Source organism: Paraburkholderia kirstenboschensis, assembly GCF_032806925.1.
Taxonomy (GTDB): Bacteria; Pseudomonadota; Gammaproteobacteria; order Burkholderiales; family Burkholderiaceae; genus Paraburkholderia; species Paraburkholderia kirstenboschensis.
On sequence record NZ_CP136511.1, the window covers coordinates 854,291 to 869,564 of the forward strand.

Here is a 15,274-nt window from a genome sequence, read left to right on the forward strand (position 1 = left end):
TCTGGTGGTTTTGCTGGTTCGGCCGCGCGCCATCGAAAGCCGTGGCGCGCGAAAAGCATCACGATTCGCGCGGATCGAGCGCGTCGCGCAGGCCGTCGCCTAGCAGGTTGAAGCCGAGCACGGCCAGGAAGATCGCGATGCCGGGAAAGATCGACATCCAAGGCGCCTGGCTCACGAAGTCTTTTGCCGTGTTGAGCATCGAGCCCCACGACGGCGCGGGCGGCAATTGACCGAGCCCGAGAAACGACAGGCTCGCTTCAGCGATGATCGCGCTCGCCACCGTCAGGCTCGCCTGCACGATGATGGGCGGCAGCACGTTCGGCAGAATGTAGCGCAGAATGATTCGCGCGTGATCGAGGCCGATCGCGCGCGCGCCTTCCACATACTCTTCGGCCTTCACGCTGATGGCCTGGCCGCGCGTGAGGCGAATGAAGCGCGGCATCGCAGAGATGCCGATCGCGGCCATCGCGTTCGTCAGGCTCGGGCCGAGAAACGCGCTCAACGCGATCGCGAGAATCAGGAACGGGATCGACAGCAGCGCATCGGCGATGCGCGAGATTACGCCGTCGACGAACCTGCCGAAATAACCGGCGATCAAACCCAGCGGCACACCGAGCACCACCGCAATGCCGACCGACACGACGCCCGCCAGCAACGACGCGCGCGCGCCGTACAAGAGTCGGCTCAGCACGTCGCGGCCGAGTTCGTCGGTGCCGAACCAGTGCGCCGGCGACGGCGCCTGGCGCACGGTCATGAAGCTCGCCTGCACGGGGTCGTAGTGCGTGAGCCACGGCGCGAACAACGCCATGGCCACGATGAGCGCCACCAGAAACGCGCCGAACACAGCGGCGCGATTGCGCATGAAGCGCGTGAGTCCGCGGCGTTTGCGACGCGGCAACGCGGCGGCCGCCGACGCGGATCGGGCATCGATTGAAGTAGCCATCAACTGCGCCTCAGTCGGGGATTGAGCAGGATATAGAGCACATCCGCGCACAGGTTCACGACGATGAAAGCGACCGCCGTGACGAGCACGACGCCTTGCACGACGGGGTAATCGCGATTGAACACGGCATCGACGACGAGCTTGCCGAAGCCGGGAATCGTGAACACCTGCTCCGTCAGCACGGCGCCCGCGAGCAGTTCGCCGAACAGCAGCGCGAGCACGGTGACGATGGGAATCAGCGCATTGCGGAACGCGTGCTTGACGACCACGGCGCCGCGCAGCAACCCTTTCGCGCGCGCCGTGCGGATGTAGTCGGTGCGCAAGACGCCGAGCATTGCGCTGCGCGTATGGCGCATCAGTTGCGCGCCGAGCGCGGCGCCCAGCACGAACGCGGGCATCAGCATTGTCTTGATGCTGAGCCAGAAGTCCTCGCCCGGCGGCACATAACCCGACGACGGCAACAGATGCCAGCGCACCGACACGATGAAAATCAGCATGATGCCGAGCCAAAAGTTGGGTATCGACATGCCCGACAGCGCGAAGATGTTCGCGGCGTAGTCGAGCGGTCCGCCCCGGCTCGCCGCCGAAATCACGCCCGCCGGAATGCCGATGCCGATGGCGAGAATCATCGCCATCGCCGCGAGCTGGATCGTGACGGGCAGCTTCTGCGCGATCAACGCGCGCACGGGCACGTCAGTGCGCAAAGACGAACCGAGATCGCCGCGCGCGACATCGCGCATCCACAGCGCGTACTGCGTCGGCACGGGCTGATCGAGGTGATACTTGACGCGCAGCGTCGCGATCAGCTGCGGGTCCTGATCCTCGCCCGCCATCGCGCGGACCGGGTCACCCGGCAGCAGCTTCTGCAAGCCGAAAATCAGCATCGACACCAGGATCAGCGTCGGCACGGCCACGAGCAGGCGATTCGCGATGATTGGCAGCATAACGCTCAGCCCTTGATCGACACGCCGCGCAGGCGCACCAGACCGTCGGCGTAAGGCGTGAAGCCCTGCACTTTCTTCGACAGCACGAACGGCCAGGGCTGCGCGTAGATATAGACGATGGGATCGTCGTCGGCGAGGATCTTACCCGCGGCGTCGTAGTCGGACTTGCGCTCGGCCTGGGTCTGCTTGGTGCGCGCCGAATCGAGCAGCGAATCGACCTGCTGGTTGCAGTAGTGCGCGTAGTTCAGGTTGCCCGCGCAGGTGTTGAACTGATGCAGGTTGCCGTCGGGATCGAGGCGCCCCGACCAGCCCGTGTACATCGCTTCGAAGTCGCCGGTGTGGCCTGCGTTCAGTTCCGTCGCGTAGTCGCTCGGACGCAGCTTCAGCGTGATGCCCGTTTCGCTGAGCATGGCCTGCAGCATCTGCGTGATCTGGCTCGCGACCGTGTTGTTCGGATACGCGAATTCAATGGTCGGATGCTCCTGGCCCGCCGCCTTCAGCAGCGCCTTCGCCTTCGCGACGTCGCGCTTCGGGGTCGGCAGCGACGCGTTGTAGTACGGGCTCGATTTCGGAATGCCCTGGTTCGCGGGCGGGAAGATGCCCGCACCGATCACCTGGTCGATCGCATCGCGGTCGATCGACAGCTCGAACGCCTGGCGCACGCGCTTGTCCTTCAGCGGACCGTTGCCGCGCGGGCCGTTGTTAATGTTGAACGTCACGTAGTAGAAGCCGAGACCCGTCACCGGCTTGAACTGCAGGTTCGCATCGCTCTTGACGGCGGCGACGTCGGACGGCGCGAGACGCTCCAGCATATCCAGCGAGCCCGAGCGCAGATTCGCGAGACGCACGGTGCTGTCGGGAATCGGCTGGAACACGACGCGCTGGACGGGATACTTGTCCGCGTCCCAGTAACCGGCGAACTTCTCGAGCACCACGCGATCGTTCTGCACGCGCTGCACGAACTTGTACGGCCCCGAGCACACGGGATGCGACGCGACGCCTGCCGCGTCGCTAAGCGTTTTCGGCGCGAGCATCATGCCCGCGCGGTCCGACAGCGTGGCGAGCAGCGCGGCGTCCGGCTGCTTCAGCACGATTTTCACGGTGCTGTCGTCGATCACATCGACATGATCGACGGAAGACAATTCGCTCTTGCGGTTGCTGGTCGGCAGCGTGCGGTAGCGGTCGAGGTTCGCCTTCACGGCGGCGGCGTTGAACGGCTCGTCGTCCTGGAACTTGACCCCCTGGCGCAGCTTGAACGTCAGCGATTTTCCGTCGTCGCCCGTGGTCCATGACGTGGCGAGCATCGGCACGATTTTCAGATCGGGCGCGACGTCGACGAGCGAATTGCATAGCGACGCGAACACGATCCGGTCGACAAACTGCACGCTGCGGGCCGGGTCGAGCGAGCCGATATCGTCCTGCAGGCCGATGCGGATGGTGGTCTGCGCCATCGCGGCGGAAGCGCTCAATGCGAGCGCCGCGGCAATCAACATTCTTCGCATGCGTCGTGTCCTCGTTGCGGTTCGGGTTGCCATGGGTGATCGTTACCGGTTCGCTTCGGCGCTCAGTGCAGCCTGCGTCTGATTCTGCTTCTCGCGATAGATCGCCAGGCGCTCGTTGAGCTTCGTGCTGACGCTCGCGACTAGCGGCGTGCCGCCGCCCGCGTTCTGCACGTCGCGCCAGAAATGACACGCGACCTGCCGTCCGCCCGGCAGCGTTTCGGACAGCGGGCGCTCCTGCACGCAGCGCGGTTTCGCGTGCGGGCAACGCGTATGAAAGCGGCAGCCGGGCGGCGGCGCCGTCGGGCTGGGCAGATCGCCTTGCAGCGCGGGCTTCGTGCGGCGCTCGTGCGGACTGCTGGCGGGAATCGCGCGCAGCAGCGCCTGCGTGTACGGATGCAGCGGCGCGTCGAACAGTTCGTCGACCTGCGCCAGTTCGACGATTTCGCCCAGATACATCACCGCGACGCGGTCGCTCATGTGACGGATCACGGCAAGATCGTGCGCGACCATGATCAGCGTGAGGCCGAGTTCCGCCTTCAGCGATTCGAGCAGGTTGATCACCTGCGCCTGCACGGAGACATCGAGCGCGGACACGGGCTCGTCGCCGACGATCAGTTTCGGCTCGCCCGCCAGCGCCCGCGCGATGCCGATGCGCTGCCGCTGGCCACCGGAAAATTCATGCGGATAGCGCTGCGCATACGCCGGCTGCAGGCCGACTTTGGTCAGCAGTTGCGCGACGCGTTCGCGGCGCTCGCTGCCGCTGCTCGCGAGACCGTGAAACGCAATCGGCTCGCCGATGATCTGCCCGACCGTCATGCCCGGATTCAGCGACGCGAACGGGTCCTGAAAGATGATCTGCATATCGCGGCGCAGGCGGCGCAGCTTCGCGCCCTGCCAATGCGTGATGTCCTTGCCCTGATACAGCACGCGCCCTTGCGTCGCGTCGATCAGCCGCAGCAGCATGCGCCCGAGCGTCGACTTGCCGCAGCCCGATTCGCCGACGATCGCGAACGTCTCGCCCGTCTGCACGGCGAATGACACTTCGTTGACGGCATGAACCGTGGGCGTGCGCGTGAACATCTGCCGCTCGCCGCCGAAGCGTTTGGTGAGCGCGCTGGCTTCGATGATGGGCGTCGCGATGTGTGACGCGGTGTGTGACGCGTTCGTGGGCCTCATGTCAGCTCCTTTTGCTGCCCGGGCTTCTCGAGTTGCTCGACGGGCGCGAGCCAGCAGGCGACGCGATGCTCGCCTTCGAGCGTTTGCTCGGGCGGCGCGGCGTCGATGCAACGCTGTTCGGCAAACGGACAGCGCGGCGCGAAGCGGCAGCCGCGCGGCATGTGCTCGGGCGTCGGCACGGAGCCGCGTATCGTCGCGAGCGACCCTTCGCGCTTGCCGACGGACGGAATCGCGCCCATCAGCCCGATTGTGTACGGATGCTGCGGATCGTCGAACAGATCGGACACCGTGCCGTACTCGACGATCTTGCCCGCATACATCACCGCCACGTGATCCGCCACTTCGGCGACCACGCCGAGATCGTGCGTAATCAGCAGCATCGCCGTGCCCGTCTCTTTCTGCAGATTGCGCACGAGCGCCAGAACCTGCGCCTGAATGGTCACGTCGAGCGCGGTAGTGGGTTCGTCGGCGATCAACAGGCGCGGGCTGTTCGCGAGCGCCATCGCAATCATCACGCGCTGGCGCATGCCGCCCGACAGCTGATGCGCGAACGCATCGAGCCGCGTTTCGGGCGCGGGAATATGAACCAGCCGCAGCATCTTGAGCGCCTCTTCGCGCGCCGCTGCGCGACCGACGCCGCGATGCCGCCGGATGCTCTCGCCGATCTGCTCGCCGACCGTGTAGGCGGGATTCAGCGAGGTCATGGGCTCCTGAAAGATCATCGACATGCGGTTGCCGCGAATGTCGGCGAGTTCGCGCTCGGACAGCCCGAATAGATCCACGCCCTCGAAATGCGCCGTGCCCGCGACGCGACGCGCGGGCGGGCTGGCGAGCAGTCCCATCAGCGCGAGCGACGTCACGCTCTTGCCGCAGCCGGACTCGCCGACCACGCACAGCGTCTCGCCCGCGTGGACGAGAAAAGACACGTCGTCGACGACGTTCGGCACGTCGGGCACATTCGAAAACTTCAGCGAGAAGCCTTGTACATCGAGAACCGGCCGGCGTTCTGCTGCGGTCATGCCTGTTTACCCACCATTGCGTGGCTCGTCCTTCCAGATCGTTACGAAAACGATTATCTGGCTGCGAACGCACAAAAAAATATTAAACTTTCTTTTCGACACTTAAGTTTTTCTCATGGATCGAACGAATGCCGACGCTACGTATGCTGAAGACTTTCAGGGCCGTTGCCCGCACCGGCTCGTTCTCGGCGGCCGCCGACAAGGTCGCGCTGACGCAGGCGGCCGTTAGCCTGCAGATGCGCGGGCTCGAGGAAGCGCTGGGCCGCCAGCTGTTCGACCGCCGCGGGCGACAAATCACGCTGACACAGCACGGGCTCACTATCTGGCCGAAGGTCGAGCAGATTCTCGACCTGCTCGCCGACCTCGAAGCGAAGCCCACCGACGCGATGGAAGGCCCCGTCACGATCGGCGCGGTGGTGTCGGTGGTCGGCGCGCTTTCGCTCGCCGTCGCGCGGCTGAAGGCGACGCACCCGCGGCTCGACGTGCGGCTGTTGTCGGCGCGCTCGGACGAACTGGCGGGCATGGTCGAAGCGGGCGACGTGGACGTCGCGGCCGTGGTCGCGCGCGCGGACGAGACGCTGCCCGACACGCTCAAATGGACCACGCTCTACACCGAACCGATGGTGCTGGTAGTGAGCCGCGACATCGCCGATAACGACCCGCAGCGCATCTTGCGTGGGCACGGCTTCCTGCGCTTCGACAGGCGCGTGCGCACGGGGCAGGTGGTCGAGCAGGTGCTGGAGAAAGCGGGCTTGATGGTCAACGAGTACCTCGAACTGAATTCGATCGAGACGATTGCCGCGCTGGTGCGCGAGAAAGTAGGCGTCGCGGTGCTGCCGCTGCTGATACGCGGCAACTGGCTGAACGACCCGCTGCTGCGCGTGATCCCGATTTCGAGCCCGCCGACGCTGCGCACGGTCGGCATGGTGCAGCGCGCTTCGGATGACAGAAAAGCGCTGATGCGCGAAATCGTCGGTACCTTGTAGGCGATGCCGCCCGGTCGTTCGTGGTGAGGTTGTCGTCGGACGTTGTTTCGAGATGAGGTTTACTGCACTGTGCGTGGCGGCTCGTGATTTGCGACTGCTCAATTAGCGCCAGCGCCACCATGCACGGCAATCACTGGAGTCGCCTGTAAATCGTCTCGCGATAACGGCTTGGCACTTGCGATGTGTGACTAGCCATTCGTGAAACGCGTCGCAGCCGGGCTTCGCCCGATGCTGTCGAAGCTGATATCGCGCTCGACGTCGTAGAGCGCAGCGAAGAACGGCAGTGCCTGCTTCGCTACTTCACTGCTGTGGTTGGCATGCAATGCGTACAACTTGCGCCTTGCGTGCGCGGCGCATCCGATCTCGGTGATGCCTTGCTGGAACGAAGCCTTGTAGCCGCCGTAGTTGTCGCATACGAGCGTGCTCGCCAGCACGGCTACTGGCGAAGTCGTAGATCAGGGCGCAGCCCGTCCGTCAAGATGGGACAGCTGGCCGCTTACGGTGCATGTCCCGCCTCGACTGGCAGCTCTCTGCCAGTCCCACCTGTATCGATGAAAGGGGGACGGACTATCTAAACAGGGTCGGGCTGGATGGTTCTGCCGCCTGGGCCTGGAGGACGCCGTACCTGAACACTCGACATTCTCCAAGAACCGCCACGGTCGCTTCCGCGATAGCGATGTGCTGCGCCATGTGTTCGAGTCGGTACTGGGTCGGTGCATGTCCGAAGGGCTCGTAAAGGGTGAAGGATTCGCGATTGACGCGAGCCTCATCAGAGCCGATGCGAGTTCTGTACGCGGTGTTCCGGGTTCTGAGCCAATCGACTGGGGTTGTGTCAAGGGCCAAAGCCGTGCCGTGCGGGAGTATCTGGAAGCATTGGAAGAAGCTAATCCAGCAGGCACCGAAGCGGCGGAGATGACCGAGACATCGACGCCTCCAAAGAGGATATCTCTGACGGATCCCGCCGCGAGTTGGACAGCCGCCAAGGGTGGCTTGCCGTTCTTCGCCTACTCGACCAATTATCTGATTGACCTGCAAGCGGGGATCATCGTTGACGTCGAAGCGACGCCCGCGAACCGTTCCCACGAAGTGGAATCAACCAGGACGATGATTGAGCGCGTCGCGCAGCGGCGCGATCTCAAACCCCGACGTCTGGTGGGCGACACTGCGTATGGCTCAGCAGCGATGCTTGCCTGGATGATCGAAGAGAAGGAAATTGCACCACATATTCCGGTCTGGGATAAGACGACGCGCAAGGACAATACATTGTCCAGCAGCGAGTTCCAATGGGATGAACTGGCCAATGAATATCGCTGCCCTACTGGGCACGAACTACGCAGTGACCGGCGCAAATTCAGGAATCCGCGCTCACGTGTCACGAAGGCTGACACGGTCATCTATCGGGCAAGCCAGTTCGACTGCGAGAGCTGTTCGATGAAGGATCGCTGCTGCCCGAATACACCATTCCGCAAGATTGCTCGCAGCATCCATGAAGCCTCACGCGACGAGGCCAGGCGTATTGCGAAGACGCCTGGATACAAGCGATCTTGCCGTGAGCGAAAGAAGGTGGAAATGCTCTTTGCGCATCTCAAACGCATCCTGAAACTCGACCGTTTGCGACTGCGAGGTCCAAGCGGTGCTCATGATGAGTTCCTGATGGCAGCGACTGCGCAAAACCTGCGAAGAATGGCCAAGCGGTTCATGCCAGGAAGCAAGCAGATGAACCAGACAGTTGCATGACGAGCAACGGGGGACCGTTGCCTCGCTCAGGTTCGCCGCTTCGCCGATCGCCGCAACTCGAAAACGTGCTGCTAACTCCTGCGTCTGCGACCAAAACAAGACTTTTTCAACACAATCCACCGAACAACGGCCATTCCCCTCCCGGCTATGTACTCTGCGCCTAGCGGAGACCCGTGTGCCCCGCCGACTGACGCTGAGCGCTATCCCGACGAACGCTCGTGCTAGCAAAAAGGTGGCCTGCGAGCACGTCGTCAATAAGCCGAGATTCAAATTCATCCGCCCATGCTTGCGCCCTGCCGCAACCACGACTCGGCCGTACAAAGTGTTTAGAAGTGCGGCACAGTCGATGCGAAGGCGTCGATCTTCATCGCTCGCTCGGTAAGCGCCGCCAGGCGAGGAAAGTTCTTCGCGGTGACGAGATCGGGAAGGATAAACATGGATGCCGCCTGATAGCAGATGGCGGTCATGATATCGGCCTGGCCGAACTTGTCGTTCACGAGCCAACCGTCTCCGGTCTCCTGTTCGAGCAATGTCAACCCGATAATCGCCTGTTCTGCGAGGCCTTCGAACACGGATTGCAGTTGATGCTCTTTCGGTCGAAGGGTTTCGTCATATAGGGAGCTAAGCTTCGGGTAGATGTTCATGCCGATTGCGTTGAGCTTCAACGCCCTGAAACGCGCCGGGCCTGACGGTGGGATGAGCGCCTTCTCGGGCCCGACCATCTCATGCAACACGTCGATGATGCCGCTGCTATCGATCATGGTTTCGCCGTTATCGAAAACAAGCGCCGGCACCTTACCCATCGGGCTGTACCGACGAACCTCATCTTTATCGGTGTAGGCGTTGAGGTTGAGATGCTCGAAAGGAATGTCGAGCAGTTTCATCGTGATAGCAGTCCGGCGCGTAAATCCAGAAAGCCAAGGGCCAATAAGTTTCATCGCTTTCTCCATGTCACGGTTAGTGTCAAAGCATCAGAACGGTTCTTTGAACGGGCGGACGTCCAACTCCTGCGTCCAGGCGGAGGGATGCTGGCGATGGAGCTGCCAATAGGCCTCGGCGATCGCCTCGGTATTGAGCATGCTGTGCTCGCCGATCTGCTCGAAGGCGCCAGGGAACAGCGATCGCACCCGGTCGCCGTCGATCGCGCCGTCGACGACGACGTGCGCGACATGAACACCCTGTGGCCCGAACTCGCGCGCCATGCTCTGCGAGATCATGCGCAGCCCCGCCTTGCTCGCAGCGAAATGGGCAAAACCAGGCATGCCGCGAAGCGCCCCCGTGGCCCCTGTGAAGAAGACGGAACCGCGACCGAGCGGCACAAAACGCCGCGCCGCCTCACGGCCCACCAGAAAGCCGCCAAGCGTGTTCATCCGCCAGAAGTCCTCGAACGTCGAGGCATCCATCTGCCGAAAGTCGATCTTCAGGTTCTTGCCGGCGTTATAGGTGACCAGGTCGGCGGGAGCGCCATCCTCGTCGTTGGTCATTGCGGCGTCGAACAGCCCAATTACATCCTCTTCCTGCGTCGTGTCGATGGCATAGGCGGTCGCGCGGCCACCGTTGCGCCGGATCGTGGCAGCAACCTTCTCCACTTTCTCGAGCGTGCGTCCGGCGACCAGGACGTGACGATTGTTGGCCGCGTAGCAACGGCTTATTGCCGCCCCAAGACCATCCTCGGCGCCGACACCCACAACTACAGCCTTGGCAAGTGACATAAATCCCTCCTCTTCCTCGATTGGCGGCCGGGCCACCCGGCACAACATAAAAGACAATGTCGATCACAAGAGCGGCGGCAGAACCGCTTGCAGCACGAGTGACCTGCTCGGTCCGATCGAAGCGCCGTTTAAGGTCGTCAACGATTGCGATGGGTGAACGATACCGAGCGCGTGCAAACGGATAAACCGCTGCTACGATTCCACATTGTTTCTCCTGTGAAACAATGCAGTCAGGGTCGGAAAGCGAGGAGTCGGATCGTGGACAAGTTTCAGGCCATGCAGGCGTTCGTTCGGGTGGTCGAGAGCGGGACCTTCACCAAGGCTGCGCAGATGCTCGATTTACCCAAGACGGCTGTCAGCCGTCTGATCGCGTCGCTCGAAGTCGAGTTGGGCACGAAGCTGCTCAACCGGACGACGCGCAAGGTGTCGACGACAGTGGATGGCGCCGCGTACTACGAGCGCGCGCTGCAGTTGATGAGCGATCTCGCGGAGCTCGAGGGCGCGATGTCGCGTGCGAAGAGCAGCCCGCGAGGACGCCTGCGTGTCGATCTGCCTGTGCCGTTAGGTCTGTCCGTGATCCTTCCCGCGTTACCGGCGTTCGTCGAGCGTTATCCGGACATCGAGTTCGAGTTTGGACTCAGCGACCGGCCGGTCGACCTCATCGCAGAGAACGTCGACTGCGTCGTGCGCGCGGGGGAGATCTTCGATCAATCGCTCGCGGCGCGACAGATCGGCGCCGTCAAGCAGATTCTGTGTGCGACGCCGGCCTACTGGGACAAGCACGGGCGGCCTTCGCATCCGTCGGACCTCGAGCATGGCCATGTCGTCATCCGAACCATCGCTTCGCGAACCAACCGGCCCTTTCCGATTGTCGTAACGAAAGATCGTGAACGCGTGGAAGTGCAGAATCGGCGCGGACTCACCTCGAACGACATCATGGCGTGTCTGACCATGAGCCTGGCCGGTCTCGGGGTCGTACACGCGTTGACGTTTTCCGCCACTACGCACCTTCGAAGCGGCGCGCTCGAAGCCGTCCTGAACGACTGGGTATCGGATTCCGTTCCCGTTTTCGTCGCGTATCAGCCAAACCGGCACTTGAGCACGAAGGTTCGCGTATTCATCGACTGGCTTGCCGCACTGTTTGCGACCAATGATTCGACCGCGAAGAGCAAGCGCAGCGCGAAGACGTAGCGGATGACGACCTCGGCAACGCCGCCGACCAAGGTTGATCGGCCTCGAACGTCTGCTTCGCCGTTGGCATATGCCGTTGGCTGAGACTCGGATCATGACGACCGCTTCGCGACCCGTGCGATCAGCTCATCCACTCTCGAAAGGAACAGCTTGAGAATTGGAGAAGTATTTGCCGGGCTGTAGCCGATGACCAGGTCGATCGTCGGCACCTCGCCTTCGAGCGGACGACTGACGACCGACCAGGGCATCAAGTTCTCGACATAGGCCGGGATCAGGGTCACGCCTCGCGTCGAGGCGACCAGCGACATGACCATCGCCGGATTGTCCACACTCTGTGCCGGCGCGATCTGAACTCCTGAGCGGTCCAGGTAGCCATCGATCACCGCGCGCAGCACCTTGGCCTTTTTAGCCATAGCGATGAAAGGCTCGCCAACGAGTTCCTGCGGACGGATTGCAACGTGAGACGTCAGCGGATGGTCACTCGGCATGAGCACCACGAGCGGTTCCCGGCCAACGACCAGGTAGGTGAGATCGAAGTCCGGTTCGGCTCGCAGGAAAGCCAAATCCAGCTTGCCGCGCGCGAGTCCTTCGGCGAGGTCCGGCGAATAGTCGCTGGATACGGTGACGTCGACGTTCGTCAACTCGCCGCACAGAACATGCATGGCCTCAGGCAGCCAGGTCATTTCCTGCCCGGTGAGGAAGCCGAGGGCGAAGCGCGGCTTCGCAGGTTGCGCTGCCCTGCGGGCCGCTTCGACTGCCGCGTCCACCTGGGTCAGCGCCAGCCGCGCGTGATCGATGAACGCCTTGCCTGCCGGGGTCAGCTCCACGCCGCGCGCGCTGCGACTCAGCAATTCGACCCCGACCTGGTCCTCCAGGTCCCGAATCTGCCGACTCAGTGACGGCTGCGAAGTGTGCAGCCGCCGTTCGGCTGCCTCCGTCAAGCTGCCCGTCTCGGCAACGGCGATGAAATACCGCAGGTGTCGCAGTTCCATTCCGATCCCATGCCTCCGAGGTATGCCATCCAGCCTATAAAGTCTTTTTCAATGTTGCCACAAGTCCCTAGATTTCCTCCTGTGGCGACGTGATGACGAGTGCTTCAAGTGTTCGAGCCGGTGTTGCCGGTCAGTCATCCCATACGTCGTGGTCATACCTCACAGGAGTGTAATCATGAGCAAACCCGTCATCCTCATCACCGGCGCCCTGACCGGCATCGGTCGCGCCACCGCGCTGGCCTTCGCTAGGAGCGGTGCTCATCTGATCGTCTCCGGCCGCCGTCAGGACGCAGGGAAGGCGCTCGAAGCCGAACTGCGGCAGCTCGGCTCCGAAGCCGCCTTCGTCCAGGCCGACGTCCGCCACGACGACGAAGTCCGCGACCTAATCGACCAAGCCGTTGCCCGCTTCGGCCGTCTCGACGCGGCCGTCAACAATGCCGGCACCGAGGGCCAGCCGGGACCGGTCGTCAACCAAACCGCCGAGAGCTACGCCATTACCTTCGATACCAACGTGCTGGGCACGTTGTTGAGCATGAAGCACGAGCTGCGCGTGATGACCGCCCAGAAGAGCGGCAGCATCATCAACATCTCGTCGACCTATGGCCACGAAGGGGCGGCCTACGCCTCCGTCTACGTTGGCAGCAAGCATGCGGTCGAGGGCTTCACCAAATCGGCTGCGCTGGAAGTCGCCGCCACCGGTGTGCGCGTCAACGCCGTTGCCCCGGGGCCGACCGACACCGGCATGCTCGACCGCTTCACCGGCACGGCGGAGCACAAGGCCGCGCTGGTGTCCTCCGTTCCGCTGGCGCGCATCGGCAAGCCGGAGGACATCGCGAGCGCCGTGCTCTACCTGGCATCCGATGGCGCCGCCTTCGTCACCGGCCAGATCATCACCGTCGATGGCGGCAAGAGCGCGGGCTGATCGTCGTTGCAGCTTCTCTCCTCGCGTGCCTCAAAGGACACCTGACATGACCACCTATACCCATCAAACGGCGCCGACGCAGTATGTCGAAGCCCAAGGCATCCGTTTTGCTTATCGCCGCTTCGGCAAGCCGGGCGGCGTGCCGCTGGTGTTCAACCAGCACTACACCGGAACCATGGACTACTGGGATCCAGCGGTGACCAACGGCCTCGCCAAAACCCGGGAGATCATCCTCTTCAACAACGCCGGGGTCTCTTCGAGCTCCGGCGTTGTTCCCACCACCTTCCCGGACGTGGGCGCCAACGCGATCGCCTTCATTAAGGCGCTGGGTCTTTCCAGGGTCGACGTACTGGGCTTTTCCATCGGCGGCATGGTCGCTCAGGAAATCGCCCTGCAAGGCGGCAATCTGGTACGCCGGCTCATCCTGGTCGGCACGGGTCCACGCGGCGCCGATATGGCGGCCAGCCAGTCGCATGCAATCTTTTCCAGCACCTACGATGCGCCCGAGCACCTGTGGCTGGCCGTCCACTTCTCGCCCTCCGCCTCGAGTCGCGAAGCGGGCCTGGCCTTTCTCAAGCGCAAGTGGGAGCGCAAGGATCGCGATCCGGAGATGAGCGCCGAAGGCATCGCCCACCAGGGCGAGGCCATCGGCAAGTACATCGCCCAGCACGAAAGTGTCCTCGACTACCTGAAGAACATTCGCCAGCCCACCCTTGTCGTGCAGGGGAGCAATGACGTGATCATCCCGACACACAACTCCTACGTTCTGCAGCAAAACCTGCCTAACGCCCAGTTGATCGTCTACCCGGACTCCAATCACGGCTCCTTCTATCAATACCCGGAGCTGTTCGTGGCCCAAGCCACCCAGTTCCTCGACGCGGCATTCGAGACGCCCGACGGCGCGGCCGAAAGCCTGCCTTTCCCTTCCCTGCCGTCTTCCAACTGAGCTTCGACTCTCTCTCCAACATGCGAGGACACATCCCATGGCAAACCTGACCAACAAGACAGCGCTAGTCACCGGCGCCTCCCGGGGCATCGGCGCGGCTATCGCCAAGCGGCTGGCCGCCGACGGCGCCAGCGTGGCGATTACCTATACCAAGGGCGCTGATGCCGCCGCCCAAGTCGTGCAAGCGATCAAAGCCTCCGGCGGCGAGGCCATCGCGATCCAGGCGAATGCGACCGACGCCAAGGCGGTCAACGCTGCAGTGGAGCAAACCTTCAAAACCTTTGGCCAGCTCGACATTCTGGTGAACAACGCGGGCACGGCGATCCCCAAGCCATTCGAAGAAGCCACCCTCGCAGAGATGGATCAGATGATCGACCTCAACGTGCGCGGCGTGTTCATCGCCACACAAGCCGCACTCAAGCACCTGAAGGAAGGTGGCCGCATCATCAATATCGGCTCCTGCGTGGGAGAGCGGGCGACGACGCCGGGCCTCGCGGCCTATTCGGCGACCAAAGGCGCAGTGAAAATGTTCACGCAAGGCCTGTCGCGCGAGGTCGGCTCGCGCGGCATCACGGTCAACAACGTCCAGCCCGGCCCCATCGATACCGACTTGAACCCCGCTGCAGGCGACTGGGCGATACCGCAGATCGCCAATACCGCGCTAAAGCGGTACGGCCATGTCGATGAGATCGCCGCCATGGTGGCCTTCATCGCCGGCCCGGAGGCAAGCTACATCACGGGTGCCAACCTCACTGTCGATGGCGGCACCATCGCTTGAGCACCCGACAATTTCGATGACCAGCCAATCGATGCGGGCCGCCGGCCCAATTCGAAGCGTGTCGGCTGCCAAGGGAAACAACATACTCTACGATATTCGCACTTATACGTTTAAGCCGCTGCGCGGCGCCGATTGGCTGGCTCTGTATGAGATTGAAGGCCTGCCGCTTCAGCAGGAGTTTCTCGGCGAACTGATCGGTTTTTTTACAACTGAGATCGGCGATATTAGCCAGATCGTGCACATCTGGGCCTATCAGAGTCTCGACGATCGACTCGAGCGTCGCGACCCGATGGCAGCGGATAGCCGCTGGCAGGAATTCGGCCGCAAGGTGAAGGCGCTCGACATTTTTCTCAGCATGGAGTCGCGCATCACGTATCCGACAGAATTTTCCCCACTTAAGTAGTCATCCTGACTATATGAATACGG

14 protein-coding genes and 2 pseudogenes are annotated in these 15,274 nt (G+C 62.8%); 7 read left to right on the forward strand and 9 right to left on the reverse strand.

Annotation, left to right across the window (positions count from 1 at the left end):
* Nucleotides 1-58 precede the first annotated feature (58 nt).
* The 5 genes from RW095_RS04290 to RW095_RS04310 are packed head-to-tail and all read right to left on the reverse strand — an operon-like array spanning nucleotide 59 to nucleotide 5,584.
* Nucleotides 59-943 carry an ABC transporter permease gene (locus RW095_RS04290; protein WP_317016585.1) on the reverse strand — a complete coding sequence of 295 codons (885 nt, stop codon included), beginning with the start codon at nucleotides 941-943 and terminating at the stop codon, nucleotides 59-61.
* Entirely contained in the window at nucleotides 943-1,887 is a 945-nt protein-coding gene (locus RW095_RS04295) for an ABC transporter permease (protein ID WP_317016586.1), read from the reverse strand. The genes RW095_RS04290 and RW095_RS04295 overlap by 1 nt, the downstream gene beginning before the upstream one ends.
* Nucleotides 1,888-1,892: 5 nt before the next feature.
* Nucleotides 1,893-3,389 carry an ABC transporter substrate-binding protein gene (locus RW095_RS04300; protein WP_317016588.1) on the reverse strand — a complete coding sequence of 499 codons (1,497 nt, stop codon included), beginning with the start codon at nucleotides 3,387-3,389 and terminating at the stop codon, nucleotides 1,893-1,895.
* Between the two features lie 42 nt (nucleotides 3,390-3,431).
* On the reverse strand, nucleotides 3,432-4,565 hold the full coding sequence (locus RW095_RS04305; protein ID WP_317016589.1) for an ABC transporter ATP-binding protein: 1,134 nt from the start codon (nucleotides 4,563-4,565) through the stop codon (nucleotides 3,432-3,434).
* Nucleotides 4,562-5,584: an ABC transporter ATP-binding protein gene (locus tag RW095_RS04310; protein ID WP_317016591.1), complete on the reverse strand. Its 1,023-nt coding sequence runs from the start codon at nucleotides 5,582-5,584 to the stop codon at nucleotides 4,562-4,564. The genes RW095_RS04305 and RW095_RS04310 overlap by 4 nt, the downstream gene beginning before the upstream one ends.
* Before the next feature lie 128 nt (nucleotides 5,585-5,712).
* Here RW095_RS04310 and RW095_RS04315 point away from each other — a divergent pair, with 128 nt between their 5' ends.
* Nucleotides 5,713-6,570, forward strand: a complete 858-nt coding sequence (locus RW095_RS04315) for a LysR family transcriptional regulator (protein WP_317016592.1) — start codon at nucleotides 5,713-5,715, stop codon at nucleotides 6,568-6,570.
* Between the two features lie 174 nt (nucleotides 6,571-6,744).
* On the opposite strand, the pseudogene RW095_RS41245 reads toward RW095_RS04315, so the two are convergent.
* Nucleotides 6,745-7,032: pseudogene (locus tag RW095_RS41245) on the reverse strand (IS66 family transposase); the annotation flags it as partial.
* Nucleotides 7,033-7,161: 129 nt separating this feature from the next.
* Between RW095_RS41245 and RW095_RS04325 the strand changes: the two are divergent.
* Nucleotides 7,162-8,307 (forward strand): annotated as a pseudogene (locus RW095_RS04325) (transposase); the annotation flags it as partial.
* 326 nt (nucleotides 8,308-8,633) lie between these two features.
* Here RW095_RS04325 and RW095_RS04330 read toward each other — a convergent pair.
* Entirely contained in the window at nucleotides 8,634-9,257 is a 624-nt protein-coding gene (locus RW095_RS04330) for a glutathione S-transferase N-terminal domain-containing protein (protein ID WP_317016594.1), read from the reverse strand.
* Between the two features lie 21 nt (nucleotides 9,258-9,278).
* Entirely contained in the window at nucleotides 9,279-10,019 is a 741-nt protein-coding gene (locus RW095_RS04335) for an SDR family NAD(P)-dependent oxidoreductase (RefSeq protein ID WP_317016595.1), read from the reverse strand.
* A 258-nt stretch (nucleotides 10,020-10,277) separates the two neighbouring features.
* Between RW095_RS04335 and RW095_RS04340 the strand changes: the two genes are divergently transcribed.
* Nucleotides 10,278-11,210, forward strand: coding sequence for a LysR family transcriptional regulator (locus RW095_RS04340; RefSeq protein ID WP_317016597.1), 933 nt, complete (start codon nucleotides 10,278-10,280; stop codon nucleotides 11,208-11,210).
* A 92-nt stretch (nucleotides 11,211-11,302) separates the two neighbouring features.
* Here RW095_RS04340 and RW095_RS04345 read toward each other — a convergent pair whose 3' ends face one another.
* A complete protein-coding gene (locus RW095_RS04345; protein WP_317016598.1) occupies nucleotides 11,303-12,202 on the reverse strand; it encodes a LysR family transcriptional regulator in 900 nt (299 codons plus the stop codon).
* Nucleotides 12,203-12,377: 175 nt separating this feature from the next.
* Here RW095_RS04345 and RW095_RS04350 point away from each other — a divergent pair, with 175 nt between their 5' ends.
* The 4 genes from RW095_RS04350 to RW095_RS04365 are packed head-to-tail and all read left to right on the forward strand — an operon-like array spanning nucleotide 12,378 to nucleotide 15,251.
* Nucleotides 12,378-13,124 carry an SDR family NAD(P)-dependent oxidoreductase gene (locus RW095_RS04350; RefSeq protein WP_317016600.1) on the forward strand — a complete coding sequence of 249 codons (747 nt, stop codon included), beginning with the start codon at nucleotides 12,378-12,380 and terminating at the stop codon, nucleotides 13,122-13,124.
* A 46-nt stretch (nucleotides 13,125-13,170) separates the two neighbouring features.
* The gene (locus RW095_RS04355; RefSeq protein ID WP_317016601.1) at nucleotides 13,171-14,070 is read left to right on the forward strand and encodes an alpha/beta fold hydrolase; all 900 of its coding nucleotides are present in this window, start codon (nucleotides 13,171-13,173) and stop codon (nucleotides 14,068-14,070) included.
* Between the two features lie 37 nt (nucleotides 14,071-14,107).
* Nucleotides 14,108-14,848, forward strand: a complete 741-nt coding sequence (locus tag RW095_RS04360; protein WP_317016603.1) for an SDR family NAD(P)-dependent oxidoreductase — start codon at nucleotides 14,108-14,110, stop codon at nucleotides 14,846-14,848.
* Between the two features lie 16 nt (nucleotides 14,849-14,864).
* A complete protein-coding gene (locus tag RW095_RS04365) occupies nucleotides 14,865-15,251 on the forward strand; it encodes an NIPSNAP family protein (protein ID WP_317016604.1) in 387 nt (128 codons plus the stop codon).
* Nucleotides 15,252-15,274: the final 23 nt, after the last annotated feature.